The organism is Streptacidiphilus rugosus AM-16, from assembly GCF_000744655.1.
In the GTDB taxonomy this organism is placed as follows: domain Bacteria; phylum Actinomycetota; class Actinomycetes; order Streptomycetales; family Streptomycetaceae; genus Streptacidiphilus; species Streptacidiphilus rugosus.
On sequence record NZ_JQMJ01000004.1, the window covers coordinates 992725 to 1007316 of the forward strand.

At 71.6% G+C, this 14592-nt stretch carries 12 protein-coding genes and 2 pseudogenes; 10 read left to right on the forward strand and 4 right to left on the reverse strand.

Annotation, left to right across the window (positions count from 1 at the left end):
- The first annotated feature begins 301 nt into the window (after window positions 1-301).
- The 4 genes from BS83_RS13540 to BS83_RS13555 all read left to right on the forward strand — a co-directional run bounded on the left by BS83_RS13540 (window position 302) and on the right by BS83_RS13555 (window position 3783).
- The gene (locus tag BS83_RS13540; protein ID WP_037604132.1) at window positions 302-1321 is read left to right on the forward strand and encodes an ATP-binding cassette domain-containing protein; all 1020 of its coding nucleotides are present in this window, start codon (window positions 302-304) and stop codon (window positions 1319-1321) included.
- Complete coding sequence (locus BS83_RS13545; RefSeq protein ID WP_037604133.1) at window positions 1318-2154, forward strand: ABC transporter permease; 837 nt, start codon at window positions 1318-1320, stop codon at window positions 2152-2154. The genes BS83_RS13540 and BS83_RS13545 overlap by 4 nt, the downstream gene beginning before the upstream one ends.
- Before the next feature lie 179 nt (window positions 2155-2333).
- A complete protein-coding gene (locus BS83_RS13550) occupies window positions 2334-3116 on the forward strand; it encodes a maleylpyruvate isomerase N-terminal domain-containing protein (RefSeq protein WP_037604134.1) in 783 nt (260 codons plus the stop codon).
- Between the two features lie 88 nt (window positions 3117-3204).
- A complete protein-coding gene (locus BS83_RS13555) occupies window positions 3205-3783 on the forward strand; it encodes a hypothetical protein (protein WP_037604135.1) in 579 nt (192 codons plus the stop codon).
- 64 nt (window positions 3784-3847) lie between these two features.
- Here the strand turns inward: BS83_RS13555 and BS83_RS13560 are convergent, their stop codons facing one another.
- The 4 genes from BS83_RS13560 to BS83_RS13580 all read right to left on the reverse strand — a co-directional run bounded on the left by BS83_RS13560 (window position 3848) and on the right by BS83_RS13580 (window position 8133).
- Window positions 3848-4567: an oxygenase MpaB family protein gene (locus BS83_RS13560; protein WP_051943020.1), complete on the reverse strand. Its 720-nt coding sequence runs from the start codon at window positions 4565-4567 to the stop codon at window positions 3848-3850.
- A gap of 418 nt (window positions 4568-4985) precedes the next feature.
- Entirely contained in the window at window positions 4986-6119 is a 1134-nt protein-coding gene (locus tag BS83_RS13565; RefSeq protein ID WP_084713445.1) for a glycoside hydrolase family 3 N-terminal domain-containing protein, read from the reverse strand.
- A 557-nt stretch (window positions 6120-6676) separates the two neighbouring features.
- Entirely contained in the window at window positions 6677-7273 is a 597-nt protein-coding gene (locus tag BS83_RS13575; protein WP_037604138.1) for an NADPH-dependent F420 reductase, read from the reverse strand.
- 41 nt (window positions 7274-7314) lie between these two features.
- Window positions 7315-8133, reverse strand: a complete 819-nt coding sequence (locus BS83_RS13580; protein WP_037604140.1) for an inositol monophosphatase family protein — start codon at window positions 8131-8133, stop codon at window positions 7315-7317.
- A 137-nt stretch (window positions 8134-8270) separates the two neighbouring features.
- Between BS83_RS13580 and BS83_RS13585 the strand changes: the two are divergent.
- From BS83_RS13585 to BS83_RS43900, 6 genes and pseudogenes are all read left to right on the forward strand, one after another.
- A pseudogene (locus BS83_RS13585) lies at window positions 8271-9179 on the forward strand (LysR family transcriptional regulator).
- 450 nt (window positions 9180-9629) lie between these two features.
- Window positions 9630-10157 carry a hypothetical protein gene (locus tag BS83_RS13590; protein ID WP_037604143.1) on the forward strand — a complete coding sequence of 176 codons (528 nt, stop codon included), beginning with the start codon at window positions 9630-9632 and terminating at the stop codon, window positions 10155-10157.
- A 184-nt stretch (window positions 10158-10341) separates the two neighbouring features.
- Window positions 10342-10488 carry a hypothetical protein gene (locus BS83_RS45390; protein WP_157597170.1) on the forward strand — a complete coding sequence of 49 codons (147 nt, stop codon included), beginning with the start codon at window positions 10342-10344 and terminating at the stop codon, window positions 10486-10488.
- Window positions 10489-10877: 389 nt separating this feature from the next.
- Window positions 10878-11381 (forward strand): hypothetical protein, encoded by a 504-nt coding sequence (locus tag BS83_RS41800; RefSeq protein WP_051943021.1) that lies wholly within the window; start codon window positions 10878-10880, stop codon window positions 11379-11381.
- Window positions 11382-11463: 82 nt separating this feature from the next.
- Entirely contained in the window at window positions 11464-14199 is a 2736-nt protein-coding gene (locus BS83_RS13600; protein WP_198035231.1) for a helix-turn-helix transcriptional regulator, read from the forward strand.
- Window positions 14196-14570 (forward strand): annotated as a pseudogene (locus BS83_RS43900) (globin domain-containing protein); the annotation flags it as partial. The gene BS83_RS13600 and the pseudogene BS83_RS43900, both read left to right, overlap by 4 nt.
- Window positions 14571-14592: the final 22 nt, after the last annotated feature.

Genomic DNA, 14592 nt, shown 5'->3' on the forward strand with positions numbered 1-14592 from the left:
TCGGAGCGGGGCTTCGACGACGCGGTGCCGAGCGGTGGCAAGCAGACTCCCGCCGGGCGGCCTCGCGGGGCAGAGCGCGCGCCGACCGCGCGCGCAGCACGTGTCCGGCACGTCCCGCTCCCGCGCGCGGGACGGCGCGCGCCGGATGCGCCGGTCGAGACCGTCCGTGCAGCTCAGGGGCCTTCTCGGTACCTCCGCACAACCGGGCCTGAGACCGGACGACGCGCTCCTGACAGCGGTCCTTCGGCGACTGTCAGTCCGTATCAGCGCTGTGTCAGCGGGCCCTGGGACGTTGACGGACATGACGCGAATCGACAAGAACCCCGAATCCGGCCGCCCGGTGGCCGTGTCCGTCCGGGGGCTGGTCAAGCACTACGGCGAGACCAAGGCGCTGGACGGGGTGGACCTGGACGTGCACGAGGGCACGGTCCTCGGTGTCCTCGGCCCGAACGGCGCCGGCAAGACCACCCTCGTCCGCTGCCTGTCCACCCTGATCACGCCGGACGCCGGCCACGCCGTCGTGGCCGGCTACGACGTGGTCCGCCAGCCCCGCCAGTTGCGCCGGGTGATAGGACTCACCGGCCAGTACGCCTCGGTCGACGAGAAGCTGTCCGGCCGGGAGAACCTGTACCTGATCGGCCGGCTGCTGGACCTGTCCCGCAAGGAGGCGCGCGCCCGCGCCGACGCGCTGCTGGAGCGCTTCTCGCTCACGGACGCCGCCACCCGGCCGGCCCGCACCTACTCCGGCGGCATGCGCCGCCGCCTCGACCTGGCCGCGTCGATGATCGGCCGCCCGCACGTCCTGTACCTGGACGAGCCGACCACCGGTCTCGACCCGCGCACCAGGAACGAGGTCTGGGACGAGGTGCGGAGCATGGTGCGCGACGGCGTGACGGTGCTGCTCACCACCCAGTACATGGAGGAGGCCGAGCAGCTGGCCTCCGAGCTGACCGTCATCGACCGCGGCAAGGTCATCGCCAACGGCGGGATCGACGCCCTGAAGGCGAAGGTCGGCGGCCGCACCCTGCGGATCCGCCCGACCGACCCGCTGGAGCTGCACCCGCTGGTGACGGCGCTGGACGACCGCCGGCTGACCGGCCCCGACGCCGCCGTCCATACCGAGTCCGACGAGGTCGTGGTGCCGATCGTCAGCGACGACCAGCTGACCGCGGTCGTCGCCGAGGTCACCGCCCGCGGCATCACGATCGGCTCGATCTCCGTCGAGCTGCCCAGCCTGGACGAAGTGTTCCTCTCTCTCACCGGCCAGAAGGCGTCCGCTCCCGAGCAGGCCGCACCCGAGCTCGAGGAGGTCGCCGTATGAGCGCCGCCACCCTGTCCCCCACCCTTCCGACCATCACCGTCGAGGCCGACCCGAAGATCGGCCTGCGCGGCCACCTGCGCCACACCGGCGCGCTGATCCGCCGCAACCTGCTGTGGATCAAGCAGGACCCCGAGTCCATGATGGACGCGGTCCTGATGCCGGTGATCTTCACCCTGCTCTTCGTCTACGTCTTCGGCGGCTCGATCGGCCAGTCGCTCGGCGGCGGCCAGGCCGCGTACGTGCAGTACGTCATCCCGGGCATGATCGCGATGATGAGCATGAACATCGCCCAGGCCGTCGGCACGGGCTTCAACGAGGACTTCAACAAGGGCATCATGGACCGCTTCCGGTCCCTGCCCATCGGCCGCGGCTCGGTGCTGATCGCGAAGATCGCGGTCGAGCTGATCCGGCTCGTGGTCGCGGTCACCATCCAGATGATCGTCGCGCTGCTGGTCGGGTACCACATCAACGGCCACTGGGGCGGTCTGCTGGCGTCGATCGGCCTGTCCGCGCTGTTCGGCTCCGCCGTGATGTGGATCTTCCTGGTCCTCGGTGTGACCATGAAGAACGCGCAGTCCGTGCAGGCGATGGGCTTCCTGGTGATGATGCCTCTTCAGTTCGGCTCGTCGATCTTCGCGCCGACCAGCTCGATGCCGGGCTGGCTGGAGAGCTTCACCAAGTACAACCCGATGTCCGGCCTCGCCGACGCCGCCCGCGGCCTGATGACCGGCGGCCCGATCGCCCACGGCCTGACCGTCACACTCGCGTGGACCGCCGGTCTGACCCTGGTCATGGCGCCGATCGCGATCCGCAAGTTCACGAAGAAGACCTGACGCCCCGCCCCACTTCACGTCCGGTCCGGGTCCCAGCAGGGCGGCAGCCTCCCCACGAGGCCGCCGCCCTCGGCACTTCGCGGCGCGGCGCGCGCGGTGGGCCCGCCGCAGGTTGCCCCGCCGTGAAGGCGGGGAAAATCGCTGTCGGGCTGGCGGATCACGGTGGTAGAACCACCGCTGTGCACAAGACTCTGGAGTTCCCCGATCTGCTGCGTCTGATCGACGATCGTTCGACCGCGTTCCGCGCCGCGATCGCCGCCGCGCCCAGCCTCGACCTGCCCGTGCCGACCTGCCCCGAGTGGACGCTGGCCGACCTGGTGCAGCACATCGGCGAGGGTCGCCGCCGCTGGGCCGCCACCGTCGCCGCCGGGCCGGACGCCACGTCCAGGACCCCGGCCCAGGGTGACGCGGTCGCGCCGCAGGAGCCGGAGGCCGTGCTGGCCTGGCTGGCCGGCTCCACCGAACTGCTGCTGGCGGCCCTGCGGGAGGCCGGTCCGGACCAGGGCTGCTTCACCGGCTGGGGCAACACCCAGACGCCGCACACCGCCGGTGGCGTCGCCCGGCACCAGGTCCAGGAGATCGCGGTGCACACCTACGACGCCGAGCTCACCGTGGGAGAGTCGCCCTCCCTGCCGCTCGAGGTGGCGCTCGACGGTGTCGAGGAGAACCTGTTCATCGCCAGCTTCACGACGAGCGCCTGGCCGCACAAGCCCACCGCCTTCGACCTCCACGCCACCGAGGGCCGCTCCTGGCGCCTCACGGTCGACGGCGACGGCGCACGGACCACCCAACTGCCCGCTGTCGGCGAGGACCCGGACGCGGCAGGCCTCTCGATCAGCGGTACGGCCAACGAGCTGGTCCTCTGGCTGTACAACCGCATCACCGTGGACTCCCTGCAGCTTGACGGCGACCGGGGGTTGCTGGACCTGCTCCTCGCCTGGGAACCGGAGGACTGGGGCTGACGGAACGTCACCGCGCCCCGGCGGCACCGACGCCTCCACCCGGATAAGTGCTGGTCCGCGTCCCGTCCCGTGCCTCAAGATCCTCGGTATGACTGACACAGAACTCACCGAAGAAGAGACGCCGGACGGGCTGCTGGGCTGGTGCCTGGTGGCCAACGTGGCGCAGGAGACCGCGCGCGGCGACGGCGGACTCCAGATCGAGCGCGGCACGAAGCACTTCCCGGCGGGCGCCCTGCTGTGGATCCCGCCCATACGGTGGGACCCCGGCTGGGGTCGCTGGCGTGCGGTCGGACGGCACCGGGGCAACAGCCGCCGCTACGTCAACATGGTCGTGCGCGCGGACGACCTGGAGAACTTCCGGGTCAAGGGCGTCTACAGCGAGGGCCTCGTCCGCAGCCTCAACGGCTACGACCACGACCCGTCCGCCCCGCAGACCCTGCAGAACCCGTGGACCCGCGAGCAGGCCCAGAGCTGGGCCGACGCCCGGAACCGACTCCGGGAGAGCATCGTCATCGACGGCCGGCGTCACGTGCGGATCTCCGTCCCCAACCCTCCGCCTGCAGAACTCCAGGTCGGCGGCGAAATCCTGCACCTCGCCCACTACGGCCCCAGGGGACCCCACTACAGTCGCATGCCCCCTCCCGTGGAATGGGTTCCCGAGACCTGAGACGTGCTGCCCGAACGGGTGGACGGGGAAAGTTGATGCTGCGGGTGGGGAGCCAATGGTCGCGCTATGAGGTCTGCCGCCGGCGGATGACCCAACCGCGCAGGCGCAGCAGTGCAGCCGTGGCGTGCTTGCCGGTGGCGCTGGGGGCGGCCAGCCCCAGGGCGCTGCGGACCCGGGCGTCGAGCAGGGCGCCTGCGACGTTGGCGACGCTGCGTTGCAGGGGGCGGCGGAGTGGGCGCGGCAGTCGGCGGGCGGCGAGGGGCGCTCCGGCGAATTGCCACAGGGACAGGGAGTGGCAGGAGGGGCCGAAATGCTGCTGCTCGTAGGCGTCGGCCCAGCGAGTCCATTCGGCGACGTCCCCGGCAGGGGGTTGGATGCCGAGTTCCCGGGCCAGCCCGCTGGCGAAGCTGAGGTAGTCGTTGCGCTCGGTGTCAGTCAGGGGCCGCCAGCCGTACTGGTCGATGAAGCGGATGGGCGGCAGAGTGAAGGCGGTGAGCACAAACCGCATGAGGTCTGGGTCTATGCCGTCGTGGATGCCCTGGAGCCGGGCCAGAACGGGTTTGCTCGCGGGACTGTCGAGGCCTTCCTCCATCAGGCCCAGCAAGGCATCGCCTGTGGCGCTGGCTCTTCCGGCGGGATCGTTGATCAGTCCTCCGGCACTCGCGAGTTGGCGGGCGACGTCGGGGTGGGCGAAGGTGCGCCACAGCCCGAGAGTCAGTCCGATTTTGAGATCTTCGGGATGGGTGTTCAGGACCAGGTGGCGCAGTCGCTCTTGCTGGTCCATTGCGGCACTCTCGATCTTGTCGTGGGTGAAGGCGGCGATGGGTCCCTAGTATTGCGTCGGTCAGCCGGCGCCGCCTTCGCATCTCGGGCGCGGGTGCGCGGGAACGCCTTCGCCAGTTGGTCGGTGACATCCGCGGCGTCACAGGTGGCCCTCCACGCCGCCGCGAAGGAGTGCGTTCTGACCATGCCCACAGCAAGGGACGTCGAGAGCCCCCGTGGGCATGGCGAAACCTGGCGAATCCGTGATCTTGCAGCGCGTCAGGTCCACGAACGCGGAGTCGAGGCGTGCAACAACAACCCGTCGACGTTCCATCGCGGCGGCGGGACCCAGCTCCGCCGTCGAGACGCCCGCCGGATCGTGGCGCAATGCCCCCGGCCGGAACGCCCCGGGCCGCGAGCACCGACACACCCGGCCCGGCTCACGTACAGAGGTTGACGTGCCGCACGGCCAGGACGGCGCCCGCGGCGTCGATGAGGCGGGCCCGGGAAAGTTGGCCGCTATTGGTCGCGGACACGATGCGTGAGGCGATGGCGGTGGTCTCGGCCTGGGTGTTCGTGACCGGGCCGAAGAGAATCATGTCGGCTCCGGAGCGCAGTGCCTGGACGGCGGCGCCGGAAACGCTCCAGCCTGCGGCGGAGATGGCCTTGGCGGTGAGCGAATCGGTGAGGATCAGCCCGTGGAAGCCGAGCTTTCCCTTGAGCTCGTAGGTGATGAGCGTCGGCGAGATGCTGCCCGGGTTGGTGGACAAGCCCGGCACGGAGGCGTTGGAGGTCATGATCGCGGGTGCGCCGGCCGCGATGGCGGCCTTGAACGGCGGCAGGCCGACGGTCTGCTCGGTGGACCAGGCAAGGGTGTGAGCGGGTCCGAAGTCGGTGTTGTAGCTGGCGTCGCCAAGGCCGGGGAAGTGCTTGATCACGGGGATCACGCCGCCGCTGCGCAGGCCGTTCATGTAGGCGACGGTGTCGCGGGCGACGACGGAGGTGTTGCCGCCGAACGAGCGCAGGCCGTCGGGATTGGTCGCGCTCGGGACGACGGCGCGGCCGTCGACGTCGGCGACGGGAGCGAGGTCCATGTCGACCCCGGCGGCGGCCATCTTCACGGCGACGTTGTGGACGGCCTGCTGGATCTGGGCCGCGGACCAGGTGGCGCCCATGGTGTGAGCCCAGGGCAGGGAGCCGACCAGGTTGGCCATGCGCTGGACACCGCCGCCCTCCTCATCCGTCATCACCAGCAGCCCCAGATGTCCAGGGACGTGGCTGCGCAGGGTGGCCAGCAGCGAGCCGAGGTTGGCTGGCGCCTGCGAGCCGAAGAGCAGGACGCCGCCGGCTCCCTGGCTGACCTCGGTGCTGACCTGCCCGGGGGCGGTCTCGGACGCGGGCACGGCGATGGTCGTCATGGCCAGCCGGAAATTGGACCAGCCGGCCAGTCTGCTCGCGTTGGTGCAGGCCGCCGCCGGCGGCGAGAGCGCGTTCGTGGAAGCGGGAAGACCGGATGGGGCCGAGGAACGCAGTGCGTCGGCGCCCGAGGCACAGACGCCGAGGGTGAGAGTCATACCGGCTGTCAAAAGGCCCAGCCTGCGCGCGGAATGAATGGAGCGACGCTGCACGGAACTCAGCCTCCTCAGGCACAGCGGCCGGCCCCCTGAATGCCATGCTAGGCCGCTTCCCCGCGAGTCACTCGGGCGAACGGCCCAAGCCTGTGCAAAGTCCGGCGAACAACCGGGGCAGCGGTCTACGGCGGCCACGCCCGGAAGCCGATCAGGGCTGCGACACGGGGGCTCGGGTGGTGCTGCGCAAGTCGCCGCAAGGTCGTTGAGGACGGATTCCGGCTGCTCCTACCGTCCGAGGCATGGCTTCTGCATCCTCCACTTCTGCGGGCGAATCACCGGCTCGACCTCCACCGGATTTGCTGCGCGCCCGGCGACCGGGACCGCCCTCGGCTGAGTCCGCGTGCCGTGCGCATGTGACTGCCACGAACAGGCTGCGTCGTGACCACAGCCCGGGAAGAGCCGACACCAGCTGCCGGCGCGGATCGCGAGGTCGATCGCGCGGTGTGGGAGAGGCTGCGGCGCGGCCCTCCTCGGCAAACGGCCGCGATGTGCTGGTGCGATCAGCGGGCTACGGAGATCGCGAAGGGTGCGAATCCACTGGAGCGGATCACGTGCGGCACGAACAGGATCGCAGCCTCGGTGGCACGGGCGGTCCGGATGCCGCCGAGGTCGGTGATCCGCTCCGGGTGCCAGCCGAGGTCGGCGAGCAGTGCGCGGACGGTCTGCTTGGCCTGCGGACCCTCACCGGAGAGGAACGCGGTCGGCGGCTGGGCGAGCGTGTCCGGTGCGGTCATCACAGGGAAGAGCATGGTGTTGAGTGTCTTGACGACGCTGGTTCCGGGGAGCGCCTCCTGGAGCTGCTCGGCGAGGCTGGAGCCGGGGTAGAGCAGGTCGGCGGGAAGTCCGTCCGGTCCGTCGGTGGTGGCGTTGGAGACGTCGACAAGGATCTTGCCCTGCAGTTCGGCGCGCAGGGCGGCGAGACGTTCCAGTGAGCCGGCGCCCGGGGTGGCGTTGATGACGACCTCGGATGTCCGGGCGGCGTTGGCGGCGGCGCCCGGCTCGCGGTCCGCCACCGTCACCTGATGTCCTGCCCGAGTGAGGGCTGCGGCGAGGTTGCCGCCGACGCGGCCGTTTCCGAGAACTGCGATCGTGGTCATGGTGATGTGCTCCTTGCGTACGGGTGGGTCGTGGTGTGGGGTCAGCGCGAGAGTGTGGCGACGGCCTGGGCGTGGACGCCTGGCGCGGCGGCCAGGAGGCTCTCGCTCTGCGGGGTCCAGGGGCGGCCCTGAGCGTCGGAGACGCGTCCGCCGGCCTCGGTGACGAGCAGCACCCCGGGGAGCAGGTCCGCGCGGGCGCCGGCGAACTGCCAGAAGGCGTCGATCCGGCCGGCGGCCACGTTCACCAGGTGCAGGGTCGCGGGCACGGCGGTGCGCACGACGAGCGCGTCGAAGAGCATCGCGGTGATCGAGGAGCCCACGCGCCGCACGACCTTCTCGTCCTCGTCCGGCCGGGCCTGGCTGGTGGCCACGATGCCGAGGCCGAGATCCGCGGTCCGGGAGACGCGCAGCGGTCGGCCGTCGAGGTGCGCGCCCGCGCCCATGAGGGCGGTGTAGGTCTCGCCGGTCAGCGGCAGGTGGACCACGGTGAGGACCGGCTGGTTGTCCCGCACGAGGGTGGCGGTGACCGCCCACTCCGGCAGGGCGTGGAGGTGGTTGACGTTGCCTTCGGCCGGATCCACGACCCACCATTCGCCGGGCGGCAGCGCGCCGCCGTCGAGCTCGTCCTCCACCCACCCCGCCTGCGGGCGCAGGTGTGTGAGGGCCGGGCGCAGGATGGCCAGGGCGGTGTCGTCGTTGGCGGCGAGCGCGCGCATCAGTTCGTCGCGGGTCCGGTAGTCGACCACGTCACCGAAGCGCTCGCGCAGCGCGGAGCCGGCCGCGCGCACGGCGATCGCGGTCCGGTCGAGCAGGTCGGCGTCGGAGGCGGCGACGTCAGTGGTCGGCAGCGTTTCGGACATGGTGAACTCCCTTGTGAAATACGAGGTGATGAGGCCGTTCGGGCGAACCGTGCGCCCTGTTCGGCTCTCTGGTCTCGAAGGTATACAGCCCATTGATTAACCTCAAATGCATGTAAAGCACGGCTAGGATTACTCGCATGCAATTGGACTTGAACCTGCTGGCCGCGCTCGACGCGCTGCTGGAGGAAGGCAGCGTGGCCGGGGCGGCCGCACGCCTGCATGTCACCGCCCCCGCGATGAGCCGCAGCCTGGGCCGGATCCGGCGCACGACCGGGGACCAGATCCTGGTGCGCACCGGCCGCACCATGACACCGACGCCGTATGCGATCGCCGTACGCGCACAGGTGCACGAGCTGCTGCATCAGGTCCAGGGGGTGCTGGCACCGAGCCGCGAGCTGGACTTGGCAACGCTGGAGCGCACCTTCACACTTCGCTGGCACGACTCGCTGGTCGCCCTGAGCGGACCCGCGCTGCTCGCAGCGGTACGCGCACAGGCGCCGGGCGTGCGTCTGCGCTTCGTCGCCGAATCGAGCACCGATACCCCCGAGTTGTAGCGCGGCCAGGTCGATCTCGAGGCGAACGCCAACCGTCCCGGCGCACCGGACATCCGTGCCGAGAGCGTGGGTGAGACCGGCCTGGTCATCGTGGTGAGGCAGCGACACCCCCTCACCCGTGTCAGGACGGTCACCGCAGAGCGGTTCGCCGCCGCCGAGCACGTCACCGTCTCGCGACGCGGAAACCTCGGCAATGCCCTCGACGACGCCCTCGCGCGGCTCGGCCTCACCCGCCGCGTGGTGGCGACCGCGCCCACGGAGGCGGCCGCGCTGGAGTTCGCGCGCGACTCCGATCTGCTGGTCTGCGTCCCCGAAGCCGCCACCCGCCGCGCGGTCTCCGACCTCGGTCTGGTCGTCCTGCCTCTACCGCTCGAATTGCCGACGGCACCGATCTACCTGTCGTGGCATCAGCGCTACGACACCGACCAGGCCCACGCCTGGCTGCGCGGACTGGCGCGAACCGCGCTGACCCTGGACGGAACACCTTCGTAGTCGGCGCTCTCCGGCCGCTCCACCGATGCGTCCACGCGACGAGGAGGGTTTCGTGATCGCCGGCCGCGACTCGATGAGCACGGTCCGCTCGTCGCACGTCACCGTCACCGCCCACTTCACCGGTCGGGAGCCCAACCAGGTCGGCGGCTACGGCGTGCTACGTCTCCACCAGGGCAGTGGAGCGCGAAGACGCCCACCCACTGCCCGATGCCGACAAGGCAGCCGAGTAGCCGCCCGAAGACAGCACCAGGCCCCGTCACGTTGGACCCCAAGCCGCCCGCCACGGGCCGGGCTCGAAGCCCAGTCGTAGCAGCGGGCGCAGAGGTCACGGCCGGCCGGTGGAAGTGACAGGAGAACGTCTGCCCTGCGTCGTTCGCCTCCTCGCAGTCCGCGACCAGACTGCTACCAGGCCCGGGCAACAGGACTCGGGCATCACACGGGGGAACGCACATGACCGGGATCAAGACGATGCGGCGGGCGCTGGGCGTCGTGATCGGGACCGCCGGGCTCGCGCTGGCCGGCACGGTGACCGCCGGCCCGGCTCAGGCCTACGGCGGCGTCAACCTGCACATGGTCTACGGCAACGGCCCGTGCCTGCGGCCGGACAGCAACGCCCTGGGCTCGCTGGTGCACGCCAACTACTGCGACGGCAACAGCAACGGATGGGTCGTACTGTGGAACAGCTACCACTCCGAGTTCCGGTTGGAGTGGCTGGGCAACGGCGGCTGCCTCATCCCCAACCACGACGCGAAAGGGGAGCCGGTGGTGGTCACCAACGGGAGCAACGGGACGGTCTGCGACCGCCCCGACGCCTGGTGGTTCATCCAGCTCTTGAACGACAACGGCACCTGGAACATCGCCAACGCCAGCAACGGCTGGCTGTCGCTGGACTACGACATCTCCTCGAACCATCGCGGGCTCCAGACCTGGGACGAGATCGACTCGAACACCAACCAGCAGTTCTACGGGCTGGGCTGAGTACGGCAGCCGCCGGTGCGAACCCTGCGTTCCGTAGCGCTCTTCGACCGTGCCGCACAGACCGGGTCCGCTGCGCGACGACTGCAGGGTCGGTGCGCGCCGGAGCAGCAGGCGACCGCCGTGGAGCCGGCGGCTTCCGGGCATCCAGAGAGTGACGTCAACAGTGGAACGAGAGGGGACGATCATGCCGGGCTACACAGGTGGGGGCGCGAACAGTGGCGGCGAGCTGGCGCAAGCCGAGGAGGGCACCGCGCCTGCGGAGCTGACGGACACGACCACCGAGGAGCAGGCGGACGCTGCGAAGGACGCTGAGGCGCCGTCCGGCGAGTGACCCGAGCAGCGCACAGGCCCCGCCGTTCATGACGAACGGCGGGGCCTGCTGTGTGCCGGGGGGAAACTCCCACATGCTGGCAGGGGATGCCGGGTTTCCGTTCCCCAGGTAACCCGCCGCGTGTCCCCGATCCGATTCCGGCCCGGGAACGTTGACCTCCCCCACGCATCCTCCCGATCCAGCTGCAGAGCCGTGACCGCTCACTCTGGAGCTCGGCTCCTGGCCTCAGGTATCGGCAGCCAACCCAGTGAACGTATGCGGTCGCAGCACTGGGTAGTGGTCCGCAGCGGGGATGAGTAACGGCTGCTCATCCGGCGGGGCGGGGTTTCGCGGTTCTCTTGTGAGCAGCAGGGGGGCCGCCCGGTCCCCCGCAGACAAGGGGGAATCCCGTGAGCATCACGATCCGTAAGAGCGCCGCTGTCCTGCTCCTCGCCGGGCTGGCTGCCGGCGTGCCGGCCGCCGCGGCCAACGCGGCCGGCGCCGCGTCCGCGGCGCGGGGGGTCGCCGCGACGGACAACGCGCCGGCCCGGAGCGTCTTCGTCGAGGTCGACAACTGGACCCAGTGCGAGATGGACTTCGTCGGCGCCGACCTGTCCCACGGGATCTGGACCGGGGTCAACTGGCCGCCCGCCGTGATCACCAACAGCACCTGGGGCGTGTGGGGTTCGGAGTCCAACGGCGTGGCCACCGGAACCGAGGGGACGGCCACCTACCAGCTGTTCCACTGCGTCAACCCGGCGAACAACTACAAGTGGGTCGCCTTCCACTGGGACGACCCGTTCGTGGGCGCCAACTCCTACGACAACAAGGGCACCAGCTCGGGCGTGAAGATCACCCGCAGCGGCGGCAGCGGCGACAACGCCGTGGTCAGCTTCACCGTGAAGACGAGCTGACGCCCTCCGCCGGGGTCGGACGCCCTGCCATACTGCTCACGTCGTGCCGGCAGAACAGCGGAGGACGGGGGGTCGGGCGGTGGTGGCGGGGGCGTCCGCCCGGCAGTGGCCGTTCGTGGGTCGCCGGGGCGAACTGGAACAGATCGGTGACGCACTGGAGGACGAGGGCTGCGCGGCGGTGCTGATCGCCGGGCCGTCCGGAGTCGGGAAGTCGCGGCTGGCGGCCGAGGCGTTGGAGCTGTTCCGGGGACGCGGCCACGCGGGCACGCATGTCCTCGCCAGCGGCAACGCCTCGGCCGTGCCGCTGTCGGCGCTGCTGCCGATCCTGCCCTCCGACCCCGGCACCGAGAACCCGCGGCGGCTGTTCGAGGGGGCGGCCCAGCTGGTCAGGGACAGGACCGCGGGAGGGGGAGGGCGGCTGGTGCTGGTGGTCGACGACATCGATCTGCTGGACGTCACCTCGCTGGCGCTGCTGGCCTATCTGCTCGCGCACAGCCCGGTCTTCCTGATCGCCACGCAGCGCACCGGCACCTCGGTGCCGGACATGCTGGAGGCGCTCTGGCGCGGCGGCCGGGCGTTGCGGCTGACCCTGGAACGGCTGCAGCGCCTCGGGGTGGAGACCCTGCTGCACCTGGCGCTCGGCGCTCCCGTCACGGCGGCCGCCGCGCAGGCGCTGTGGGAGGCCAGTGTCGGCAATCTGCTGCACCTGCGTGAACTGGTGCTCGCCGCCTGCGCCGAGGGGGCGCTGGACGGCCGGGAGGGGGCCTGGCGGCTGGTCGGCAGGCTGTCCGCCACCGGCGGGGTACGCGCTCTGGTCGGCGAGCGGCTGGAGCGGCTGAGCCCGGCGGAACGGGCGGTGCTCGAGCTTCTGGCGCTGTGTCAGCCGATCGGCCTCTCCGACCTCCTGCAGGTGGCCGCCGAGGAGGTGCTGGCCGAACTGGAGCGCACCGGACTGCTCGTGGTCCAGCTGAACCGGCGCCGCCAGGAGGTCTCGCTCGCGCATCCGCTGCACGCCGAGGTGCTCCGGGAGACGATGCCCAGGCTCACCGCCCGTCGGCTGCTGCTGGCGCAGGTGGAACGGGTGCGCGCGCACGGGGCCAGGCGCGGCGGCGACCCGCTGCTCGTGGCGTCCTGGCTGCTGGACGCGACCGGCGAGTGCGATCCGGAACTGCTGATCCGCGCCGCCGGGTTGGCCCATTTCGGACACGACATGGACCGCACAGTGCGACTGGCCGGGGCGGCGCTGGCGTCCGGACCGCAGGTGCGCGCCTCGCTGCTGCTGGGAGCCGCGCTCGGCGAGTCGGGACGGGGGGCGGAGGCGGTGGCCTGCCTGCGGGAGGCCTTCGAGGCGGCCGACGCCGCGGAGGCGGGACCGGTCGCACAGGTGCTGGCCATCAACCTCTACTACGGGACGGGCGATCCGGAAGGGGCACTCGACTGTCTGCGCAGGGCGGCTGCCCGTCGCGCGCCCGGTCGCGCCCCTGAGCTGGCGGCCGCGCAGGCCACCTACCTCTCGATGTCCGGCCGCACGACCGAGGCGGCGGCCCTGCTCGACGCCGAACTGCCGGACGGCTGGGAGGCGTTCACCGCGCCGGGCGGCGCAGCCTCCGCGCAGGGTGCGCCGATCGGCGAGGGCGCGGCGGGCTCCGCGGTCACCCGCGTGCACGTGCTGCGGGCCGGAGCCAGGGTGCTGCTGGACAGCGGCCGGTTCACCGAGGCGGCGCAGGTGGCGGAACGCGGCTTCGAGGAGCACCTGGCCACCCACGAGCGCAGCACCCTGCACCACCCCGCGGGCTCCCTGCTGGCCTGGGTCAACGCCGAGCTGGAGCTCGGCGACCTGGCGCGGGCGGCGGCGTTGGTCGAGCGCGGACAGGCGATGGCCCTGAGCGACGGCGCCGACTCGCTCACCCCCTGGTACTCCTGGCAGTCGGGCAGGATCGCGCTGGTGGCGGGGCGCCCGGCGACCGCGGAGCGGCACTTCCTCGAGGCCGCCGCCCAGGCGCGCGCCGCCACCGACCCCACCCCCGACCTGCTGGCCCAGGCGGGACTTGTACTGGCCCGCGCGGCCCGCAGGGACGTCGAAGGGGTGGCCGCGCCGCTGCGGCGACTGGAGGAGTTGGCACGGCGGCTGCCGCTGCGGCACGCCGACATCGACCGGGCCCGCGCCTGGGCCCTGCTGCCCGCCGGCGGGGCCGGCCAGGCCCGCGAGCTGCTGCTCGCCTCGGCCGGGGAGTACGGCGCCCACGGTCACCGCGCCCACACCGTGAGCCTGCTGCACGAGGCACTGCGTCTGGGCGACCGCGGTGCCGCCGCGACGCTGGCCACCGCGGCCGGCGCCGTGGACGGACCGGCTGCCGCGGCCCGCGCCGCGCACGCGCGGGCGGTGCTGGACCGTGACCCCGAGGCGCTCACCGCCGCCGCCGAGGCGTTCGAGGGCCTGGGGGCGGAGCTGCTGGCGGCCGAGGCGCTGCTCGGAGCCGCGCAGCTGTGGCGGGACCGGGGCGGACAGCGCGCGGCCGCGGCTGCCGACGTCCGCGCGGCCGCGCTCGCCGCACGCTGCGAGGGCGCGCTGCCCCCCGAGCTGCTGGACTGGCACACCACCTCGCCGCTGAGCGCCAGGGAACGCGAGGTCTCGCTGTTGGTCGCCGAGGGGCTGAGCAGCCGTCAGATCGCGGAGCGGTTGTTCCTGTCGGTCCGCACCGTCGACAACCATCTGCAGAACATCTACGCCAAGCTGGGGGTGGCCAACCGGGGCGAGCTCGCCGCGACGGTCGCCGTCCCAGGCCGGGCGACGGGCGCCGAAGGAGCGAGCCGATGACCCCCGAACAGGTGACCCTGGTCCAGGACTGCATGCGGCGGCTGGCACCGGACCTGCCGACCCTCTCCCATGCCTTCTACACCCGCCTCTTCGCCGAACAGCCGGCCCTGCGCGCCCTGTTCACCACCGAGCCGACGGCACAGGAGCAGAAGTTCTCCGACGAGCTGACCGCGATCGTGACGGCCGTGTCCGACTTCGACGCCTTCGTGGAGCGGGCGCGACGGCTGGGGAGCAACCACCAGGACTACGGAGTCCGCGTGGCGCACTACGGCCACGTGCGCCGCGCCCTGCTGGGGACCTTCGCCGAGGCGCTGGGCGACGCCTGGACCCCTGAGCTGGACGCGGCCTGGTCGGGCGCCTACGACATGCTCGCCGAGGCGATGATGATGGCTC